The sequence below is a fragment of the Amycolatopsis sp. NPDC034160 genome (assembly GCF_055575355.1).
This window is the reverse complement of the sequence record NZ_JBVISU010000014.1, coordinates 193,692-213,224: the sequence shown is the minus strand read 5'-3', so window position 1 is coordinate 213,224 and position 19,533 is coordinate 193,692. Positions and strand designations below refer to the sequence as shown.

16 protein-coding genes are annotated in these 19,533 nt (G+C 68.7%); 9 read left to right on the top strand and 7 right to left on the bottom strand.

What is annotated here, in order from left to right; all coding sequences use genetic code 11:
• The first annotated feature begins 3 nt into the window (after positions 1-3).
• The 4 genes from ACZ54P_RS26385 (at position 4) to ACZ54P_RS26370 (ending at position 3,546) form a co-directional block, all read left to right on the top strand.
• Positions 4-633, top strand: coding sequence for a hypothetical protein (locus tag ACZ54P_RS26385; protein WP_465464239.1), 630 nt, complete (start codon positions 4-6; stop codon positions 631-633).
• Positions 630-953 (top strand): winged helix-turn-helix domain-containing protein, encoded by a 324-nt coding sequence (locus ACZ54P_RS26380; RefSeq protein WP_465464238.1) that lies wholly within the window; start codon positions 630-632, stop codon positions 951-953. Before ACZ54P_RS26385 ends, ACZ54P_RS26380 begins: the two co-directional genes overlap by 4 nt.
• Complete coding sequence (locus ACZ54P_RS26375; RefSeq protein ID WP_465464237.1) at positions 940-2,262, top strand: DNA polymerase IV; 1,323 nt, start codon at positions 940-942, stop codon at positions 2,260-2,262. The genes ACZ54P_RS26380 and ACZ54P_RS26375 overlap by 14 nt, the downstream gene beginning before the upstream one ends.
• A gap of 141 nt (positions 2,263-2,403) precedes the next feature.
• Entirely contained in the window at positions 2,404-3,546 is a 1,143-nt protein-coding gene (locus ACZ54P_RS26370) for a CapA family protein (RefSeq protein WP_465464236.1), read from the top strand.
• A 57-nt stretch (positions 3,547-3,603) separates the two neighbouring features.
• On the opposite strand, the gene ACZ54P_RS26365 is transcribed toward ACZ54P_RS26370, so the two are convergent.
• Positions 3,604-4,629 carry a family 2 encapsulin nanocompartment cargo protein polyprenyl transferase gene (locus ACZ54P_RS26365; protein ID WP_465464235.1) on the bottom strand — a complete coding sequence of 342 codons (1,026 nt, stop codon included), beginning with the start codon at positions 4,627-4,629 and terminating at the stop codon, positions 3,604-3,606.
• Between the two features lie 467 nt (positions 4,630-5,096).
• On the opposite strand from ACZ54P_RS26365, the gene ACZ54P_RS26360 reads away from it, so the two are divergent.
• Together ACZ54P_RS26360 and ACZ54P_RS26355 are read left to right on the top strand one after the other, a co-directional pair.
• On the top strand, positions 5,097-5,861 hold the full coding sequence (locus ACZ54P_RS26360) for a bestrophin-like domain (protein ID WP_465464234.1): 765 nt from the start codon (positions 5,097-5,099) through the stop codon (positions 5,859-5,861).
• A gap of 5 nt (positions 5,862-5,866) precedes the next feature.
• Positions 5,867-7,081: a DUF6923 family protein gene (locus ACZ54P_RS26355; RefSeq protein ID WP_465464233.1), complete on the top strand. Its 1,215-nt coding sequence runs from the start codon at positions 5,867-5,869 to the stop codon at positions 7,079-7,081.
• Between the two features lies 1 nt (position 7,082).
• On the opposite strand, the gene ACZ54P_RS26350 is transcribed toward ACZ54P_RS26355, so the two are convergent.
• Positions 7,083-8,105 (bottom strand): autoinducer 2 ABC transporter substrate-binding protein, encoded by a 1,023-nt coding sequence (locus ACZ54P_RS26350; RefSeq protein ID WP_465464232.1) that lies wholly within the window; start codon positions 8,103-8,105, stop codon positions 7,083-7,085.
• A 263-nt stretch (positions 8,106-8,368) separates the two neighbouring features.
• Between ACZ54P_RS26350 and ACZ54P_RS26345 the strand changes: the two genes are divergently transcribed.
• Positions 8,369-8,803: a DUF4396 domain-containing protein gene (locus ACZ54P_RS26345; protein WP_465464268.1), complete on the top strand. Its 435-nt coding sequence runs from the start codon at positions 8,369-8,371 to the stop codon at positions 8,801-8,803.
• A gap of 55 nt (positions 8,804-8,858) precedes the next feature.
• Here the strand turns inward: ACZ54P_RS26345 and ACZ54P_RS26340 are convergent, their stop codons facing one another.
• The 3 genes from ACZ54P_RS26340 to ACZ54P_RS26330 all read right to left on the bottom strand — a co-directional run bounded on the left by ACZ54P_RS26340 (position 8,859) and on the right by ACZ54P_RS26330 (position 14,807).
• Complete coding sequence (locus tag ACZ54P_RS26340) at positions 8,859-10,082, bottom strand: glycoside hydrolase family 88 protein (RefSeq protein WP_465464231.1); 1,224 nt, start codon at positions 10,080-10,082, stop codon at positions 8,859-8,861.
• A 401-nt stretch (positions 10,083-10,483) separates the two neighbouring features.
• Positions 10,484-11,710, bottom strand: coding sequence for a hypothetical protein (locus ACZ54P_RS26335; RefSeq protein ID WP_465464230.1), 1,227 nt, complete (start codon positions 11,708-11,710; stop codon positions 10,484-10,486).
• A gap of 145 nt (positions 11,711-11,855) precedes the next feature.
• Entirely contained in the window at positions 11,856-14,807 is a 2,952-nt protein-coding gene (locus ACZ54P_RS26330) for an AfsR/SARP family transcriptional regulator (protein ID WP_465464229.1), read from the bottom strand.
• A 142-nt stretch (positions 14,808-14,949) separates the two neighbouring features.
• Between ACZ54P_RS26330 and ACZ54P_RS26325 the strand changes: the two genes are divergently transcribed.
• On the top strand, positions 14,950-15,606 hold the full coding sequence (locus ACZ54P_RS26325; RefSeq protein ID WP_465464228.1) for a hypothetical protein: 657 nt from the start codon (positions 14,950-14,952) through the stop codon (positions 15,604-15,606).
• A gap of 43 nt (positions 15,607-15,649) precedes the next feature.
• Positions 15,650-17,221: an alkaline phosphatase D family protein gene (locus tag ACZ54P_RS26320; RefSeq protein ID WP_465464227.1), complete on the top strand. Its 1,572-nt coding sequence runs from the start codon at positions 15,650-15,652 to the stop codon at positions 17,219-17,221.
• 49 nt (positions 17,222-17,270) lie between these two features.
• Here the strand turns inward: ACZ54P_RS26320 and ACZ54P_RS26315 are convergent, their stop codons facing one another.
• Together ACZ54P_RS26315 and ACZ54P_RS26310 are read right to left on the bottom strand one after the other, a co-directional pair.
• A complete protein-coding gene (locus ACZ54P_RS26315; protein ID WP_465464226.1) occupies positions 17,271-18,275 on the bottom strand; it encodes a winged helix-turn-helix domain-containing protein in 1,005 nt (334 codons plus the stop codon).
• A gap of 54 nt (positions 18,276-18,329) precedes the next feature.
• Complete coding sequence (locus ACZ54P_RS26310) at positions 18,330-19,508, bottom strand: glycoside hydrolase family 88/105 protein (RefSeq protein WP_465464225.1); 1,179 nt, start codon at positions 19,506-19,508, stop codon at positions 18,330-18,332.
• Between the last annotated feature and the right edge of the window lie 25 nt (positions 19,509-19,533).

The window sequence follows — 19,533 nt, the reverse complement described above, 5'->3', positions numbered from 1 at the left end:
CAAGTGGCGGAGCATGAACGGGACGACGACGCGCGGCCGATGACGCCCGAGGAGTCGCTCGCGCTCATCGCCAAGCAGGCGGACGAGACCCGGCGGGGGATCGGGCCGAATCCGGCCGTGCTGCTCGCCGTCTGGGGTCTGGTGTGGCTGCTGGGTTTCGGGCTCATCTATCTTTCGGCCCCGCCCACCTCGCTGACACCGCTGTGGCTGGCCGGCGCCCTCGCGGTCGTGGCCTTCGCCGGAGCCATCGCGTACTCGGCGATCTACGGCATCCGGAGCGGTCGCGGCGTCCGCGGTCCGTCCCGGCTCGTCGGGGCGATGTACGGGTGGAGCTGGATGATCGCGTTCGGCGGGTTGACGGTGGTGAACACCGCGCTGATCCGCCTCGGCCTCGATCCCGAGCTGATCCCCTTGCTGTGGTCCGGAACCTCGCTCATCCTGACCGGGCTGATGTACCTCGCCGGCGGAATGCTGTGGCAGAGCAAACTGCAGTACGGCCTCGGCGTGTGGATCATCGCCTGCGGCGCGGCGAGTGTGCTGGCGGGTGGACCGCACAACTTCCTCGTGCTGAGCCTGGCTGGCGGCGGTGGGTTCCTGGTGGCGTCGCTGGTCTTCCTGGTGCGGTCGCGATGAGCGAGGACGGGTTGCCCCAGCTCGATCCGGTGATCCACGCGCAGGCACGGCTGCGGGTCACCGTGGCGCTGTCGAGTCTCGGATCGGGTGACAGCATCACTTTTCCGCGCTTGCAGCAACTGCTGGACATGACGCCCGGCAACCTGTCGACGCATCTGCGCAAACTCGAGGACGCCGGGTACGTCGAGATCACCAAGGCCTTCGAACATCGCACACCGGTGACGCTGGTCGAGCTGACCACCCGGGGCCGCGCGGCGTTCGAGGAGTACACGAAAGCCTTGCATCGTCTTCTCGAGGTACCGGGCGATGGGCGGGCATGACCGGTGGGTCATCCACCTCGACATGGACGCGTTCTACGCCTCCTGTGAACAGCTGACCCGGCCGACCCTGGCCCACCGTCCCGTCCTGGTCGGTGGAGCGGGACCGCGCGGTGTGGTCGCCGGGGCGAGTTATCAGGCGCGTGCGCACGGGATCAAATCGGCGATGCCGATGTCGCAGGCCCGGCGGCTGCTGCCGCCCAACGGGGTCATCCTGCCGCCGCGGTTCGCCCTGTACGAACTGCTGAGCACGCGGGTGTTCGACCTCGTCGCCCAGTACGCGCCCGTGCTGGAACGGATCTCGCTCGACGAGGCCTTCGCGGAACCGCCTTCGCTGGCCGGGGCGTCGTCGGAGCAGGTCCGCGACTTCGGCACCCGCCTGCGGGAGCACATCCGGTCCGAGATCGGCCTGGTGGCTTCGATCGGGGCGGGGTCGGGCAAACAGGTCGCGAAGGTCGCGTCGGATCTGGCCAAACCGGACGGGCTGCTCGTCGTCGACCAGGGCACCGAACGCGACTTCCTCGCGCCGCTGCCGACCAGGGTGCTGTGGGGGATCGGCCCGGTGGCGGAAGGGAAACTGCGCGCGATCGGCGTCCGGACGCTGGGACAGCTGACCGCGTTGTCCGACGCCGACGCGGTGTCCACTTTGGGCAGTGTGGTCGGCAGGGATCTGCGGCGCCTCGCCACCGGCGTCGACGACAGGCCGGTGTCCGACCGCGCGGAACTCAAGCAGGTCAGCGCGGAAACGACCTTCGACCGGGATCTGATCGACCTGGTGAGCCTGCGGCGCGAGGTCCGCGACCTCGCCGTCCACGCGCACAAGCGGCTGGTCAACGCCGAACGGGTCGCGCGGACGGTGGTGGTGAAACTGCGGCACACCGACTTCAGCACGGTGACGCGTTCGGAGACGATGGCTTCGCCCACCGACGAATTCGACCAGCTCGCCGCGATGGCGGAGCGACTGCTGATCGACCCGTCGGACTTCGGTGGCGTGCGGCTGGCCGGAGTCGCGTTTTCGGGACTTTCGGTGCCGCATCAGGATCCGCTGTTCACCCTGTCGGTCCCGGTGTCCGCTGGGCCCACTGTGCCCACCGTCTCGCGGGCGCCCGCCCCGGTGGTCACCTCGACCGGCTGGCGGCCGGGTGACGACGTCGTGCACGAGGAGTTCGGGAGCGGCTGGGTGCAGGGGGCCGGGCACGGCCGGGTGACCGTGCGGTTCGAGACGCGGTCCAGTGGGCCCGGGTTCGCGCGGACCTTCGTCCAGGAGGACCCCGCCCTCCGCCGAGGCGACCCCGGTGACTGCCTCGCCTGACCGCCGCGTTTAGTCCTCTAGATGCGGTAGTTGCGCGCGCAAGGACCGCATTCAGAGGACTAAATGCGGGGCGCCGGTTTGACGGCGAGTGACCACGTTGAGGCAGGATGGGCGACAACCGTCACCCGAACGAGGGAACCGATGATCGCCAGCCGCGCCCGCCAGACAGCCGCTCTCCTCGGCGTCGCCGTGCTGCTCGCCGGGTGCGGCGGGACCCCTGACCAGCCGCCCACCGCGCCAAGTGAGCCGCCCGCGCAGGCGAGCCAGGCACCGGATGGCTCGTTCACCGTGGTCGCGACCGGTGACGTGCTCATCCACCCCGCGCTGACCGAGCAGGCCAAGGAAGACGGCAACGGCAAGATCGACTACCGGCCGCTCCTGGCCGGGGTGAAACCGCTGATCTCCGGGGCCGATCTCGGCATCTGCCACCTGGAGACGCCGCTCGCGCCGAAGGGTGGCCCGTACAGCGGCTACCCGTCGTTCAGTGCGCCGCCCGAGATCGTCGACGCGCTCAGGGACACCGGGTACGACACCTGCTCGACGGCGTCGAACCACACCATCGACCAGGGCCCGGAGGGCGCCAAGCGGACGCTCGACGAACTCGACGAGGCAGGCCTCAAGCACACCGGTTCGGCGCGGTCGGCGGAAGAGGCGAAGAAACCGCTCATCGTCGACGTCAACGGGGTGAAGGTCGCCCAGCTTTCCTACGCCTACGGGTTCAACGGCATCAAGGTCCCTGCCGGGAAACCCTGGCTGGTCAACCAGCTCGATGCCGAGGCCGTCATCGCGGAGGCCAAGGCCGCGCGCAAGGCGGGGGCGCAGGTCGTCCTCGCGAGTCTGCACTGGGGTACCGAGTACCAGCACGACCCGACGTCGGAACAGCGCTCCCTGGCGAAGAAACTCCTCGGCGACGACTCGATCGACCTGATCATCGGCCATCACGCGCACGTCGTGCAGCCCTTCGAACAGATCAACGGCAAATGGGTCGCCTACGGCCTCGGCAACAGCGTCGCCCGGCACTCGGAACCGAAGGGCTCGACCGAACAGGGTGCGGCAGCACGGTTCCGGTTCGTGCGCGACGGCGAGCGCTGGAAGGTCGACAAGGCCGAGTACGTCCCGACCTTGGTGCAGCTCGGCCCGCCGATCCGGCTGCTGGACCTGACCGCGGGGCAGAGCGGAAACGCCGGGGCGGAAGCGCTCAAGGCCACCGCGCTCAAAGACACCGACGAGGTCGTCCTCAGCCGCGGTGCCGGTGACCGGGGGCTGACCCGCCCCGGCCGCTGAAACACGGGTGGGCCGGAGATTTCGCCCGGCCCATCCATGCCTTCTCCGCGTCCGTCCTCAATATCGTCGCCGCACCACGAGTTTCGCGAGGGCCGCGAGCTCGGCACCTGGGCGAGGCACCGGGTTCGCGACGGCGAGATGGTGCAGCGCGCCGGTCAGGAGCGCGTCGGCCTGCTCCTGGCTCCACGTCCGGCCGCCCGCCCGGTCCACCAGTTCCGCCGCGTGGGGCAGCTCCGCGGCGTCGAGGTTTTCCCTGCGGTACAAGGCGTCCAGTTCTCGCCCGGCAGCCGTGCCGGAGTGGAGCGCGGCCACCACCGGCAGGGACTTCTTCCGGTTGGCGAGATCCGAGTGGACCGGTTTCCCGGTCACCGCCGGATCACCCCAGATCCCGAGTAGATCGTCGATGTGCTGGAATGCCAGTCCGAGTGCCCTCCCGTACTCGGTCAGCCGGTCGACCTGATCCTCCCTCCCCTCCCCGGCGAGCGCGCCGAGCGTGCACGACGCCCCGAGCAACGCGCCGGTCTTCCCTTCGGCCATCCGGACGCATTCGGCGGTGTCGACGTCACCGCGTTCTTCGAATTTCAGGTCCGCGCTCTGCCCTTCCAGCAGGTCGATCACGGCCGTGCTCAGCACCCGCAACGCGGTCTGCCCGAACGGGGCAAGCACCTCGAAGGCCTGCGACAGCAGGGCGTCCCCGGCCAGGATCGCGGCGCCGGTGCCGAAGACGGTCCAGGCCGTCGGGCGGTGCCGCCGGGTGGTGTCGGCGTCCATCACGTCGTCGTGCAGCAGGGAGAAGTTGTGCACCAGCTCCACCGCGACCCCGACCGGGACGGCGATCTCGGCGTCGCCCCCGACCGCCTCGGCGGCCAGCATCACGAGCGCGGGCCGCAACGCCTTGCCACCGTCCGAAGTGGACGGGCGGCCGTGCTCGTCCCACCAGCCGAAGTGGTAGCCGGCGATCAAGCGCATCGACTCCGGTAGGTTTCCGACGGTATCGCGCAGCGCCGGATCGAGCAGATTACGGCTCCAGGTCAGAATTTCGCCGGCGGGCCGGGCGCCGGTGCGGGTCTCGATGGTCGTCAAGGAATCCACCCGTCGTCGTGGCGGGTCATTCCGCCATGAGAACTGCTGATCGCGTATTCGCGGCTACCCATTCGAGTGGGGTACGCACAAAATGAACATAGCAAGCGGTAATCCCGGCACAAACACTCGATCGGGTCTTGGGGTATGTTCACCTGTTTGCCGGATCGGCACTGGTAGGCGCTGTTCGTGAGGGCCGTTCGGGCGTCGAAGCCGACCGGTCCGTCGGTAAACGGGCGCGTTGGTCACGTCTTGTGTCCGCTGCTCACTCGGTCGTGAAGCCGCGCTCTCCAACCGGTGACGCGCCTTTCCGGCGGGTGCCGTAAAACGTTTCGCGTGCTGAGAAATCGCACCGGGAAGGTGATGCTCGACAGACCGCGTTGCGCCGCGAGTATGAATTGATCCCATTGACCTTTTCGACGCGCCGAACGGTGAACTAGTTTCAACAGTCTTCGGAGCGAAGGAGTCGAATGGGCATTTATCTGACCGGCATCGCCTGGGTCGTCGGTGCGGCGGTCTTCGCCGGGTTCGTCGGCTACCTCGTCCGCAAATTCGGCTGGGACGAGGGGCGGCGTGACAACAACGACGCCGCCGGCCAGGTGTTCACCATCGTCGGCGGGCTGCACGCGGTACTGGTCGCGTTCATCTTGATCTCCCTGTTCGACTCCGCGAGCGCGGCGCGCGAAGGCTCCTACCACGAGGCGGACAGTCTCGTCGCCGCCGTCTGGGCCGCGGATTCCCTGGGGACGGAGGTCAAGGACGAGGTACGGAAGCTGAGCGCGGAGTACGTCACCACGGTCGAACAGCGGGAGTGGCCGTTGATGACCGCCGGCGACGAGGCCGTCCCTGACGCCGGGTGGGCGCAACTCGACCAGCTGCGCAAGGCGGTCGAAAAGGCGCCGACGGACGACGACTGGGTCCGTGAGCGCAAGGCCGAGGCGACCACTCAGCTCTGGCAGGTCTACGAAGCCCGTCAGGCTCGGCTCAACGCCGTCGGGGGCAGCCGGGTCGGCGGTGTCGTCTGGTTCGCGCTGATCCTCGGCAGCCTCATCTCGGTCCTGCTGCCCAACCTGTTCGGCGGCACCCGCCTCGCCGCGCATCTCGTCATCGTCTCCACCCTGGCCGGCACGATCACCCTCCTGTTGTTCTCGATCTACCAGCTGCAGAACCCGTTCGGCGGTGGGGTCCGGATCCCGCCCGACGCGTTCACCTCCGCACGGGCAAGGCTCGTTTGAGCGCCGTGGACGGCGTGACGCGGGCCGCGGCGACGGTGGCCGTCGCCGGACTGGTCGGCACCTCGGCGCTGCTGGCCCCGATGGCCGCGCGCGCCGCCGAGTCCTGTCTGGTGGTGCAGGCCGAGAACGGGTCGCACGGGAAGTCGAAGCTGCGCTGGCTCGACGTCGGTTCGGGGACCACGCTGCGCGTCACCGATCCGGGTTACCGGCTCAACGCGCTCGGCTACTCCGCGACGCGAGACCAGATCTTCGGAGTCGCCGAAGGACACAGCCGGGGCGCGCACGCGGTGGCGATCGATCGTGACGGGACCGCCCGGGATCTCGGTCTCATCACCCGCGCCGGGAACCGGTTGCCGGTGTGGAGCCCCGTCGCGGGGGTGACCGCCGGCGCGATCGGCGGGAATTCCTGGTACCTGCTCAGGAACGGCACACTGTACACAGTGGACTTGACGCCGGGGACCCGGTACCTGCGGGTGATCCGGACGGTGTTCCTGCGGCCGATCACCCTCGCCCACGACGTCAACGACTTCGCCTACCACAACGGACTGCTCTACGGCGTTTCGACCACCTGGCGCGGAAAAGGCGTCGTGATCACCATCGATCCGGCGTCCGGCAAGGTGCGCGAAGCCGACGATGCCCGGTTCCCGCCGGCCGATGTCTACGGTTCCGTCGTGCTCGGCCGCGACGGTGCCTTGTACGCCACGGCGAACCGGATCGGCGGGCGCAGCGTGCTCTACCGCCTCGATCGCGGCGGGCGGGTGACCGAGGTGCGGTCGGGCCCGCCGCTCGCGGGGTCGGACGCCGCAGGCTGTCTCACCGCCCCCGAAGTCCCCGAGCCGCCGAAACCGGAACCGCCCAAGCCGACGCCGACACCAACTCCGACACCCACGCCGTCCCCCACTCCTGCCCCCACGCCGACACCCACCTCTGCGTCCCCTACGCCATCACCGAGCCCCAGCCCCAGCCCCAGCCCGACACCGACTCCCCGCCCGACGCCCACACCGAGCCCGGCGCCGAGGCCCACGTCCACACCCAGGGTGGTCGAGCCGCCCGCTCCCGTGCCGCCGCCGAAGCGTTCGGCCGCCGTCCGGGAGCGCGAGGAAGCGGCGGAGGCCGACCCGCACGCCCACACGAAGGAGAAGCGACGATGGGGGATGACCACGCTGGTGCTGATCCTCGGTGGTGCGGCGGCGGCCGGTGCCGCGCGGCGGGCCCGGTGAGTCAGTACTTGAACTGGTCCACGTTCTCGCGCGTGATCAGCAGCGGATCACCCAGCAGGACGGTCTTCGTGGCGGCGTCGTACTTGATCGCCGGGAGTTCGAGGTTCACCTTGTTCGACGGGCCGAGCTGCCTGCCCTCGGCGATCTGCTTGCCCGCCCACGCGGTGAGGTAGCCGAGCGATTCGACGTTCCACAGCACCGAAAGCGACGCGGAACCGTCCAGCAGATAGGGCTTGATCGCCTGCGGCGTCCCGACGCCGACGGTGAAGACGTGACCGATCTTCTGCTGCGTGCGGACCGCCTCGGCGACTCCCGGCGCGGACGTCGTGCACTCGCCGACGAGGCCGGTGAGGTCCGGGTACTTGATCATCAGGTTCTTGGCCAGCGTGGTGGCGTGGTTCCGATCTTCGCCGGCGTAGACCGTCTCGACGAGCTGGGCTTGGGGGTACCGGGTAGCGGTATAGGCCCGCTGGACGGCGATCCACGCGTTGAGGTTCTCGGCGTTCTCACCGCAGGAGACGATCGCGTACTTGCCCGTGCCGCCCATCTTCTTCATCAGGGCGTCGGTGAGCGCCTCGCCGATGCCCTCTGGGGTCGCCTGGTTGACGAACAGTTCGCGGCCGGTGCCGGGTGCGTCCGTGTCCGAAGTGATCACGTGGACGCCCTTGGCGCGCGCCTCGGCGATGGCGGGCGCGATCGCCTTGGGGTCGTTCGGGGCGATCGCGATGACGTCGACCCGCTGGTCGACGAAGCCGCGCACGATCGAGACCTGCGCGGCGGGGTCGACCGTCGCCGGCCCGGTCGAGACCCATTCGACGCCGAGCTGCTTGGCCGCGGCGTGCCCGCCGGTGTTCATCGCCTCGAAGTACGGGATGCCCGCGACCTTCGGCACGAACGCGATCCGGATCGGCTTGGCCGCCGTCCCGGTCGGCTCTTCGCCGCCGCACCCGATCAGCCCGAACAGCATGCCCAAAGCGCACACGGCCGCCACCACGAGCGTCTTCGTCGGCCCTCGCATCTCCACCCCATAGTCACGGAACTACCTGAACCAGCCGATCGGTCTGCGCGCGGTGGAGACCTCCGGCGAAACTAGGGTCTCCGGTTACCCCGGTCAACCGGATGAGCGCAAAGGGTTACGGAAGTGAGTTCATCGACCTGGCCCGATTACCGAGTCGGCCTACGGGGGTGACGGTGAGCGACCGGGAGAGCCGCGTCACCGCACCAGGTATACGGGTAGGGGGTATATTGGTTCGTATGAACGAGACACGGCATGGAGCAAGTTGGTCGATGGCGGCGTCGGCGACCCTGCATTGCCTCACCGGCTGTGCGATCGGCGAGGTCCTCGGCATGGTGATCGGCACGGCACTCGGCCTGCACAACGCGGCGACGATCGTCCTGTCGGTCGCGCTGGCTTTCGTCTTCGGTTACGCGCTGACGATGCGCGGCGTGCTGAAGTCGGGCCTGCGGATCGGCGCGGCCCTCAAGGTGGCGCTGGCCGCCGACACCGTCTCGATCGCGGTCATGGAGATCGTCGACAACGGGATCATGGTGGCCGTGCCGGGCGCCATGGACGCCGGGCTGGGGAGCCTGCTGTTCTGGGGCGCGCTGGCGTTCTCGCTGGCCGTCGCGTTCGTGCTGACGGTGCCGGTGAACAAGTGGATGATCGGGCGCGGCCTGGGGCACGCGAAGGTCCACGCGCACCACGCGCACCACGCGCACTGACGCCTCGTGAGTGGTAATGACGGTTCTAACCGTCATTACCACTCACGAGACGGCTTCACGGACCGGTGGAGAGGTCGATCGCCTTGTCGAGCTCCGCGGGCATCAGCACCCGCAGGATGCCTTCGAGCAGGTAGTAGTCGCCGTAGGGCAGTGAGACCTCGACGCCGTCCTCGGCCGGGCGGTTGCGGGTGCCCCGCGCCATGATCGCCTCGGCGCGGGTGGACTTCGTGGTCAAGCAGGTGTCGCACAACGCTGTGAGAATCCGGATCGCCGCCTGGCGGTACTGCGGCCGGTTCGCGACCTTCGCCAGGTCGAGCAGCCCGCATGCCATCACGGCTCCGGCGGAGGAGTCCTTGATGTCGTGCGGCGCCTGCGGGGCGAGGTAGTCCCACACCGGCACGTTGTCCGGGGTCAGGGCGCGGAGCGCGAAGTCGGCCAGGCGCTGCGCGGTCCGCAGGAACAGCGGGTCGCCGGAGCGCCGGTACATCGTGGTGAACCCGTAGATCGCCCAGGCCTGGCCGCGCGACCAGCACGACGCCGGGCCGTAACCCTGCACGGAGTTCGGACCGAGTTCGGCGCCGGTGTCCGGATCGAAGTCGAACACGTGCGGGGTCGAACCGTCCGGCCGCAGGAAGACCCGTTCGGTGGTCTTCGCGTGGGAGACGGCGATGTCGAGGTACTTCCGGTCGCCGGTCTGCTCGCTCGCGAAGGTGAGCAGGTCCAGATTCATCATCGTGTCGACGATGACCCGGCCGGCGTTGCCCGGCGTGCCGAGCGCGCCCCACGCCCGGATGAACCGGCCCTTTTCGTTGTAGCGCTGGATGAGCGACGCGGCGGCGTTGAGCGCGCCGGTGCGCCACTTCTCGTCGCCGGTGAGCCGCCAGCCGGTCACCCACGAGGGATAGAACAGGAATCCGAGGTCGTGATCACGCGTTTCGTGCTGGCGCGGCGCGAGCTTTTCCGCGGCCGCCATCGCGAGTGCCCGGAATTGCGGATCACCACTGTAGATCGAGGCGAGCCATAATGTCCCCGGCCAGAAACCGCCGATCCAGCCCCCGTTCGTGGAATAGGTCCATTTCTCGAATCGGGTGATCTCCGGAAAGGCGGTGACGCGGGGTGCGACGGCTCGCAGTTTGGTCACCGCGTAGTCGGCCGTTCGGCGGAAAGTCCTCAGCCCGTCGGCTTCTTGCGCCGTCGCACTGGTGGCGGGGGTGATCGCCGTCGCCGCGACGGCGGCACCGGCGGCGGTGGTCAACAGGGTGCGCCGGGAAACGCTCACGATGCCCGCCATTCGTCAGTGGGAATGCGTCACGGGAGTTTCGCACGACGGCTGAGCGTTTGTGAAGGCCATTCATGATTGTGAATAAAGGCGCCGTTCAGTGGGACACTTCTGATGGTGATGGTAAGGCTGATTCGGCGCGGCTTGGGGGCTGGCGGCCCAGGCCGCGGCTTGGTGCTCGCATCCATGAAGGGATTGGGACGTTGAGTGTCTCGATTCCTCCAAGGCACGCGAGTCCCGTCTCTGAGCACGCGAGTACGGCGGCGCGTGAAGGCCTCCTTCCCTACTCTCAAGGTAGGGAAGGAGGCTTCACGGACTACGCGAACTTCGGGGTTGTCACCCACGGAAAAGGGCGAAGGCCCGGCGCAATGGGGGTGCGCCGGGCCTTCGCGTTCAGGGGGTCACGCGCACTTGGGCGCGACGGGCAGGTCCGATCCGGTCTGCAGGTAGGTGTCGGAGATGTAGTGATCCGGGCCGATCCGGTCCCAGACGTTGCTGGTGCCGAACTTGCCGGTGACGGTCTCACCTTCGACGTAGCATTCGATGTTGACCTTCGCGTAGTTCGCCGCGAGGCCCTTGACGGCCGCCGTGGTGCTCGCCGAAGCCCGCACGTTCATCGGGTCGCCGGCGGTGCTGACGACACCCGTCGGGCCGGAGCCGGTCCACAGGTAGGAGACGTTGACCCAGCCGTTGTCGGTCATCTTCAGGCCGTCCCAGAAGGTGCCGTCCGCGAGGTCGATGCCCGCCGGGTTGGCCACCTTGCGGCCGAACTCGTCCTTGCCGCCGTTGTAGCCGTCCTGGTACGCCGCCTGCGCTTCAGGCTTGCCCTGGGGCAGGTTCTTCCACATCTGGCGGGTGGCCGACGGGTTCCAGTAGTCGTCCTTGGTGTTCCACGGGCCGACGTCCCATACCGGCGCGTACTCGCAGCGGCTGTTGTCGGTGCGGCAGATGCGGACGGTGTAGTTGCCGGTGTTCTTGGGCGCCAGGCCGCGGCCGGAGGGCAGCGCGACGAAGTGGTCGCGGGACTTGATCACGTGGCCGTTGGCGGTGGTGCCGCCGACGAGACCTTCACGGGTGCCGAACACCTTGTAGGTCAGCGGGGCGGCGGCCGCGCCGATCGCGTTGGTCTGCGGGCCGAGCTCGCCCTGGAGCGTGATGTCGCTGACCTTCGCAGTCAGGCCGTCGTTCACGGTGCGCAGGCCGACCCGGACCTGGACGGTGGAGACCGAAGTGGACAGCTGGGCGCCACCGTCCTCGGTGGGTGTCCACTCGGTCCAGTCGTTGTTGTTGAGCTTGCCCCGGACGTCGACCTCGACGGCCGTGCCCTTCGGCGCGTCGGCGGTCACCCGCGCGGTGACGCGGTTCACCGGCTTTCCGAGCTTCTGCTCGGCCAGCAGCAGGTAGCCCTGGCTGCCGATGGAATCGGGTTTCCTGTGCCAGGCGGCGTTTTCCAGGCTGAGCACGCCACCGTCACTGCGGACGTTGACGTCGTCACCGTCCACAGTGGACAAGTCGGCGCGCCAGCTTCCTTCGGGCGCCGCGTTCGCGGGGTTGGCGGCCAGCGCGGTGACCGCCCCCATGGCCAGCACGGCCGCCATCACACGGCGGGCCTTCACGGTCCGGACCATTCCGGTCTCCCTTCGAGCACTCTCGGTTGCTACGAAGGGAGCTTCGCCGGGACCTGTACACGATCGATACAAACGCCCGGGATGTACATGAAGGCCCCCTTCCTGTACTTAGGCGCAAGGAAGGGGGCCTTCATGTACTTCGACGTCAGGCGCTCGCGGAGTCGCCGTAGGAGGCTTCGGCGGATTCCTGTAGCCGCGAAGCGAGCGCGGACTCCTGTGGCCGCGCGGAAAGTTCCCGCCACAACGCCAGCGCGCGTTCCGAGTACGTCCGCGACCGCTCCGGCTGGCTCAGTGCCTCGTGCAGCTGCCCCAGCAACTGTGACACCTCGGCCTCGGACCGGCGGTCCCCGTTGCGCCGGTGCACGCTCAGCGAATTGACCAGCAGCAGTTGCGCGTGGGCCAGATCGCCGCTGTGCAGATAAAGCTCGCCGAGGTTTTGGTTCGCGTAGCCGACGCAGTGATCGTCGCCGAGTTCGTTGAAGATCGCGATGGCCCGGTCGACCCGCTCGCGCGCCCCGGCGAGGTTTCCTTGATGCTGCTGCAACATCGCGAGCCGTTTGAGCGCGTGTGCCTCCCGATGCCGGTCGCCGATGTCCGCGGCCTGTTCGAGTGCCTCGGTGAACCAGCGCTCCGCGTCGGCGAACCGGCGCCGCGCCAGCCACACCGCGCCGATCGCGATCCGCGCGACGGCCTCGCCGTGCGGGTCACCGGCCGCCGAGAACTGGTCGAGCGCCGCGTGGCAGTGCTCCAGCGCGACGGCGACCTCGCCCTTGATCCGCAGCACGGTGCCGAGCCCGGCCAGTGCGATCGCCGCGCCCCGGGCGTCGCCGATCTTGTCGAACAGCAGCTGCGACTGCTCGAACGCGACCAGCGCTTCGGCGTAACTGTCTTGGTACAGCTGGATTTGACCGAGGTTGCGCTGGATGATCGCTTCGCCTCGGACCTCGCCGGACCGGCGGGCCGCCGCCAGCGCCACGGCGTGCGTGTGCAGCCAGTCGTCCTGGTGCCCGCGCTGGTCGAAGTACGGCGCGAGCGCGGCGGCGAGCCGCCAGGCGAGCGCGTCGAAACCGAGGTCGGCGGCCAGCGAGACGGCGGCGACGCAGGTGTGCCGCTCGGCGGCGAACCACGCGGCCGGATCCTCGACCAGCCTCGCGGTCCCCGGCGGGAGAGCCGGCTGGACGGCGGTGTCGTCCCGGTAGAGCCCGAAGAAGTGGATCGGCATCCGATCCGCGGCTTCGACCGCGAGGGCTAGATATCCCTCCAGTACGCGTTTCGTGGCGTCGCGCGCCTTCGCCGGGACGTCCTGTGCCCGCAGTTCGACGGCGTAACACCGCAACAGGTCGTGCAGGCGATAGCGCGGCTCGCCGGTGCCGTCCGAGCCGGTGAGTTCGACCAGGTGAGCGTCCACCAGCACGTCGAGGACGTCGTCGGCGTGGGTCCGGCCGAGCAGGGCCGCCACCGCCCAAGCGGGGAACTGGACCGAGCCGAGGCCGCCGAGGCCGCGGAACGCGGTCGCCGCCGACATCGGCAGGAGGTCGTAGCTGAGCGTGACACTGGCGCGGACGGCCAGATCGCCGACGCGGAGTTCGTCGAGTCTTCGTCGCTCGTCCCGCAGCCGGTCCGCCAGTACGCGCAGCGTCCAGCCGGGCCGGTGGGTCAGCTTCGCCCCGGCGACCCGGATCGCCAGTGGCAGGTACCCGCATTGGCGCAGGATCGCGGCCGCGCACTCCGGCTCGGCGGCCACCCTGTCCTCGCCCACGATGCCTTCGAGCAGCTCCGCGGCCTCGGCCTCGGGCAGCAGATCGACGTCGACCGGGGTGGCCCCGGCCAGATCCGGCATGCGTACCCGGCTCGTGATCAGCACCGCGCAGGTGCCCGCGCCGGGCAGGAGCGGCCGGACCTGCGCCGCGCTGCCGGCGTCGTCGAGGACGACGCACATCCGCGTACTCGCCAGCCGGGATCGCAGCAGTGCCGCGCGTTCGGGAAGCTCGCGCGGCAAGCCCGCGTCGGGGACGCCGAGCGCGCGGAGCAACTCCGCGAGCACGGTCATCGGCGGCCGGGGCGAGGACGACGTCCCGGCGAGGTCGACGTGGAGCTGGCCGTCCGGGAAGTCCTCGCGTACCGCGTGCGCGACCCGGATCGCGACCGAGGATTTGCCGACCCCCGGTGCCCCCGAAAGCACGACGATCGCCGGTTTTCCCTGCTCGCGGCGGCGTCGGAACAGCTCGACGAGGTTGCCGACCACCGCGTCGCGGCCGGTGAAGTCCGGCAGGTCCAGGGGCAGCTGGCAGACCGGCGCCAGCGGCCGGGTGAGCGGGACGGCCACGGTTTCCGCGGCCACGGACGGCGTCGCGACCAACGAGGCCCGCACTTCCCGCAACCGCGGTCCCGGCTCGGTGCCGAGTTCCTCGGCCAGCACCTTCTCGGCCGTTTCGTAGGCCTCGATGGCGTCGGCCATGCGGCCGTCGGCCCGCAACGCGACGATCAGCTGCTGCCAGAGTTCTTCACGCAAGGGATGCTCGGTGACCAGGCCGCGCAGTTCGGCGACGGCTTCGGCGGTACGGCCGAGTTCGATCCTCGCCCGCAGCCGTTGTTCGGAGACCGCGAGCCGCGATTCCGTCAGCCGGGCCACCGTCGCGCCCCAGCCGTGGTCGTGGGGTAGCCCTTCGAGGACTTCCCCGCGCCACAGCGCTTCGGCTTGCCCCAGCAGGTCGAGAGCGGTTTCGGCCTCCCCGCGGCCGAGCGCGTCCTGTGCCAGCGCGGCCAGTTCGCCGAACCTGATGTGGTCGATTTCCCCAGGTGAAGCTTTCAGGATGTATCCGGACGCCCGGCTGCCGATCCGTTCCCCGAGTTCCGGATCGTGATCGGCGAGGCGTTTGCGGAGGGAATGGACGTAGGTGCGGATGTTCGCCGCCGCCGAACGGGGAGCCGACGAGGGCCACAGGACCTCGATCAGCAGTTCGGTGGAGACGACGACGTTGGGCTGGAGAAGCAGAGCGGCGAGCAGCAGACGCGGTTTGGGGCCGCCGAGCGGCACCACCTGTCCGTCCACCGCCACTTCCAGCGGACCGAGAACGCGAAACCCGAGAATAGTCACCTAAACCGCCAATACGGCAGGAGCCCCATTCCGTCGATAATATTGCCGTACCGCCATGGTTGGCTAGATCCATTCGTATGCATGTGCAGACGGCCTTCGGTGTTTGTACGGGATGTGTACGACTCCGGTCGACGCTGCGGCCATGAAGCGTTCAAGTGTCCGGCGGCTCGCCGGTTTCTTCCTCGTGCTGGTGACGGCGGGTGCCTTCGGGCTCGCCGGTGCCACCCCCGCGCTGGCCGCGGCGACCGGGACCGTGAAGACGGCAGGCGATCCGCTGAACGTGCGCCGCGCGCCGAACACGGCGTCGACCGCGGTGCGCACGGTGGCCAACGGCGCCACGGTGACCATCGACTGCCAGACGATCGGGACCTCGGTCACCGGTCCGCTCGGCACGACGACGTTGTGGGACTACGTTCCCGCGCTCGGTGGTTACATTTCGGACGGATATGTCCACACCGGCTCCGATCAGCGGATCGCGCCCGACTGCGGGGTCGGTTCCGGCAGCGCCGAATGTTCCACCGGTACCTGCGCCGGCGAAGGGCAGTTCCGTTCATCGGATGCTCATTTCCTGGTTTACGACCAGGACGCCGACGGCAAGTCCGCCGTGGTCGCCTACTGGACGAAGGGTGGCGCCGGCCCGTTCTACGTCTGGGCTTCCGGCGGTAACGGCACGCACGTCGACAAGGCCGTGCCGGTCGCGAAGGGGTCGTGGGTCTATTACAAGGTCTGCGTCGCCAACGCCGCCGCGAATCCGGTACTCGAGGCCTGCAGTGGCGGCATCACCGATTACGCCGCGTGAGATCCCTCCCTGTTCTTTCCCCACTTCGAAAGGTTGAATTCTCATGGGTCAGGTGAACCGGCGGGCGGTACTCCTCGGTGGGGCCGCGGCGGTTTCGGCGGCGGCGTTGACGTCGACGTTGCCTTCGTGGGCGAACGCGAGAACGATGGCGGCGGCGCCGGCCATCCACGATCCGTTTCAGCTCGGTGTCGCCTCGGGTGACCCGTTGCCGGACAGCGTCGTGCTGTGGACGCGGCTCGCCCCCGCTCCGCTGAACCCGGACGGTTTCGGCGGAATGCCGGACGCCGCGTACACAGTGGACTGGGAGATCGCGAACGACGAGGCGTTCTCCTCGATCGTCCAGAGCGGCAATGCGACCGCGGCCCGCGCTTCGGGGCACAGCGTGCACATCGAGCCGGTCGGCCTCGCGCCGGGACGCGAGTACTTCTACCGCTTCAAGACCAGTGGGTACATCTCGCCGGTCGGCCGGACGCGGACGGCGCCCGCCGCCGGTGCGACGGTCAATCAGCTGAAGTACTGCTTCTCCTCCTGCCAGCACTGGGAGGAGGGCTGGTACCACTCGTACAAGGGAATGCTCGCCGACAACCCGGAGCTGGTGCTGTTCCTCGGCGACTACATGTACGAGAGGAAGTCCGGGCGCGCGGCCGCCGAACTGAATCCGCGCAGGCTCGCCTTCACCGAGGACGTGACGACGCTGGCGCAGTACCGCGCCCGGCACGCGCAGCACAAGACCGACGCCGACCTGCAGAAGGCGCACGCGATGGCGCCGTGGATCGTGGTCTTCGACGACCACGAGGTGATGAACAACTGGAACGGCACCGCCACCCCCGCGACCGCCGAGCGGAAGGCCAACGGATTCCAGGCGTTCTACGAGAACATGCCGATCCGGTCCACCGCCAAGCCGAGTGGTTCGACCATCCGCCTGTACCGGCAGTTCGCCTGGGGCAACCTCGCCCGGTTCCACCTGCTCGACACCCGGCAGTACCGCAACGCGCAGGTACCCGACCCTTCCGGCGACGCGGGGCCCGCGTGCACCGACATGCGGTCGACGTCGCGCAGCATCCTGGGCACCGCACAGGAAGCGTGGCTGCTGAAGGCGCTGGAGACGGCCCCGGCGAAGTGGGACTTCCTCGGCCAGCAGGTCTTCTTCGCCACCCGTGACGGCGACGGCAACAAGGCGACCTGCGAAAGCCCCGACTCCTGGCAGGGTTACGAGGCTTCCCGCGACCGGATCGCCAAGGGCATCGTGGACCGCAAGGTGCCGAACCCGATCGTGCTGACCGGCGACGTCCACCGGCACTGGGCCGCGGATCTGCGTCGCGACTACTTCAACCACAGCGACCCGGTGTTCGGTTCGGAACTGGTGACCACGTCGGTGACGAGCAACAGCGACACCGCGAGCGATCCGTCGTCGACGTGGCTCTCGCACAACCCGCACATCAAGTACTGCCGCGGAAAGCGCGGCTATGTCCGGGTGACGGCCACGCAGGCGCAGATGCGGGCGGATTTCATGACCGTCTCGGACACCACCGAGCGCGACTTCTCGAAGGTGACCCTCGCCGCGGACCGCAGCTACGTCGTCGAGGCGGGAAAGCCGGGCCTGCAACGGGTTTAGGGCCTCGTGAGTGGTAATGACGGTTAGAACCGTCATTACCACTCACGAGTCAGGACAACAGATCCACCAAAGCGTCACCGCGGGGTGTCCGGACCACCAGGACGACCTGGCCCTCGCGGTGACGCTGGATCAGGCCCGCCGAGACGAGCTGCTCGCAGTGGTAGGTCGCGGTGCTCGCGGCGCAGGACAGCAGGTTCGCGATCTCCCCCATGCGGGCGGGTTTTCCCAAGTGTCGCAACAGTTTCGCGCGGTGGGCGCCGATGACGAGGTCGAGCCCCTCCGCTACTGGGGGTGCTTCGGGCTTGCCGTTCTCGAGCAGGCCGTCCAGCCCGGGGAGGGGGTAACCGATCCAGATGGCGTCCTCCTCGTCGAAGTTGGACACCACCGACCGGCAGCCCGCGAGCATCGGGACGAGGATCAGTTCGCGGCCACGGGTGGTGTAGCGCGCCGGTTCGGCGTCGGGCAGCAGCAGTGCGCCGTTGCTGAACCGGAAATGGGGCCGCAGCAGGCCAAGTACCGCATCCGTCCCGCCGCGGACGGAGGCGACGCCGATCCGTTCGATCTCGCGGTCGAGCAGGGGACGGGCCTTGGTCCAGAGTTTTTCGGTCGCCACCCTCGTCGCGGTGAAGGCGTCCGCGAGCGAGGCGACCCAGCGTCTCGGATGGTCGGCCGCCTGCCGCCACTGCGCGGGCACTTGGTCGCCGAAGACCTCTTCGAGGCCTTTCAAAACGTCGGTTTCCGGCAGTTCGCGCAGCATTTCCGCCTGTGCGGCGGCGGAAGCGTCCTCGGTGGGACTGATCGGCACGATGAAATCCGGCTGCACGGAGGTACCCCGGCGGGCGAGCGCGCTCGCCGCGCGGTATCCCTGCTCCGGAATCGCCGAGCCCACCTGGCGGCGCCAGGGAGCGGGCAGGCCGCGGTCGTACCCGCCGACGACCTCGACGAGCATCGAAACCAGTGAGATATGCGGGGAAACCGTCACACTGACCGGGATCTTGCTGGTGTCACCGAGTTCGAGCCGGGTAAAGGAGGCCTGGGTCGGCGTCTCGCGCATCCGGTCGTCCCTCCTGGGAGTGGGCGTCGCAGCACGCGATGTTAGCGCCTCAGGTCAATACCCGACACCGCCTTGGAAAGCCAGTTGCTCATTCATGATGAGGAACGCGCCGAGACCGTGGAAATCGTTGGTGTTGCGCTTACGCGCGTAGTAATACGCCGTGTCGCCGACATTCGTGCCTTCGGAGATGTTCTTGATTTCGGTCAGCCCGTCGGAACCGGTGGAAATCTGGGACAGGACGCCGGCGTGGCCCTTCGCGGCGACCGGCCCGTACTCCGCGCCGATGTACCCGCGTTCCACCGCCCTGGAGAGCAGGAACGTGTACATCGCCGAGGCCGAGGTCTCCAGCCAGTTGTCCTTGTCGCCGCCGCGGTCGACGACCTGGAACCAGCGGCCCGAAGTCCGGTCTTGCCACCGGGTGTAGCCGGCCGCGAGGAACTTGACGACGTCGACGAGTCGTCGCCGTCGCGGGTGGTCGGCGGGGAGGATCTCCAGGAGGTCGATCGCCGTCATCCCGAGCCAGCCGATCGCGCGGGCCCAGTGGTACTTCGAATGCCGCCCGGCCCCCGTCGCCCACGGTTCCGAACCGTCCTCGTCGTAGGCGTGGTAGAGCAGGCCCTTGGCGGGTTCCTTGAGCCGGTCGAAGTAGACGGTGACATTCTTCGCGGCCTCTTCGTAGCAGTAACCGCGATCGCCGAAGGTCTTGCCGTACAAGGCGAGGAACGGCTGCGCCATGTACACGCCGTCCGCCCACAATTGTCCGGTCTTGCTCGTGGCGTGGAACATCCCACCGTCGGACGTCCGGGGATAGGACGGGAACCGGCGGCGGAGCTGTTCCGCCGCTGTCTTGTACTTCGAATGCCCGGTTTCGTTGTACAGCAAGGGGAACATCTGCCCGGAGCGCATCGCGTCCAGGTTGGTGAACTCGTTGGAGATTCCGTTCTCGGTGACGAACCGGTCGTACCAGGCGAGGATGTAGTCGAGATAGCGCTTCTCGCCGGTGCGTTCGTAGACCAGGTACTGGCCGTAGAGGTACAGGCCGCGCGTGTAGCCCCAGCCGCCGAGGGTGGCCGGGGTGTGGCGCTTCATCGTCGACTCGACGACCGCCCGGGACCAGTCCACCGGTACCGCGCCGGCCACGCCGGGCAGGGCGAGCGCGCCGAGGGCGCCCGCGGTTCCGGCCAGCACCGTGCGCCGCGAAAGCCGTGCCGCGCGAAGAGGATCTGAGGACATCGTGGCCCTTCCTGCGCCGGGGAGA

Excerpts from the sequence above, each read along its gene's own strand:
- ACZ54P_RS26380 (WP_465464238.1), top strand. The coding sequence starts at position 630 with ATGAGCGAGGACGGGTTGCCCCAGCTCGATCCGGTGATCCACGCGCAG.
- ACZ54P_RS26375 (WP_465464237.1), top strand. The coding sequence starts at position 940 with ATGGGCGGGCATGACCGGTGGGTCATCCACCTCGACATGGACGCGTTC.
- ACZ54P_RS26370 (WP_465464236.1), top strand. The coding sequence starts at position 2,404 with ATGATCGCCAGCCGCGCCCGCCAGACAGCCGCTCTCCTCGGCGTCGCC.
- ACZ54P_RS26360 (WP_465464234.1), top strand. The coding sequence starts at position 5,097 with ATGGGCATTTATCTGACCGGCATCGCCTGGGTCGTCGGTGCGGCGGTC.
- ACZ54P_RS26345 (WP_465464268.1), top strand. The coding sequence starts at position 8,369 with ATGGCGGCGTCGGCGACCCTGCATTGCCTCACCGGCTGTGCGATCGGC.
- ACZ54P_RS26335 (WP_465464230.1), bottom strand. The coding sequence starts at position 11,710 with ATGGTCCGGACCGTGAAGGCCCGCCGTGTGATGGCGGCCGTGCTGGCC.
- ACZ54P_RS26325 (WP_465464228.1), top strand. The coding sequence starts at position 14,950 with ATGAAGCGTTCAAGTGTCCGGCGGCTCGCCGGTTTCTTCCTCGTGCTG.
- ACZ54P_RS26320 (WP_465464227.1), top strand. The coding sequence starts at position 15,650 with ATGGGTCAGGTGAACCGGCGGGCGGTACTCCTCGGTGGGGCCGCGGCG.
- ACZ54P_RS26315 (WP_465464226.1), bottom strand. The coding sequence starts at position 18,275 with ATGCGCGAGACGCCGACCCAGGCCTCCTTTACCCGGCTCGAACTCGGT.
- ACZ54P_RS26310 (WP_465464225.1), bottom strand. The coding sequence starts at position 19,508 with ATGTCCTCAGATCCTCTTCGCGCGGCACGGCTTTCGCGGCGCACGGTG.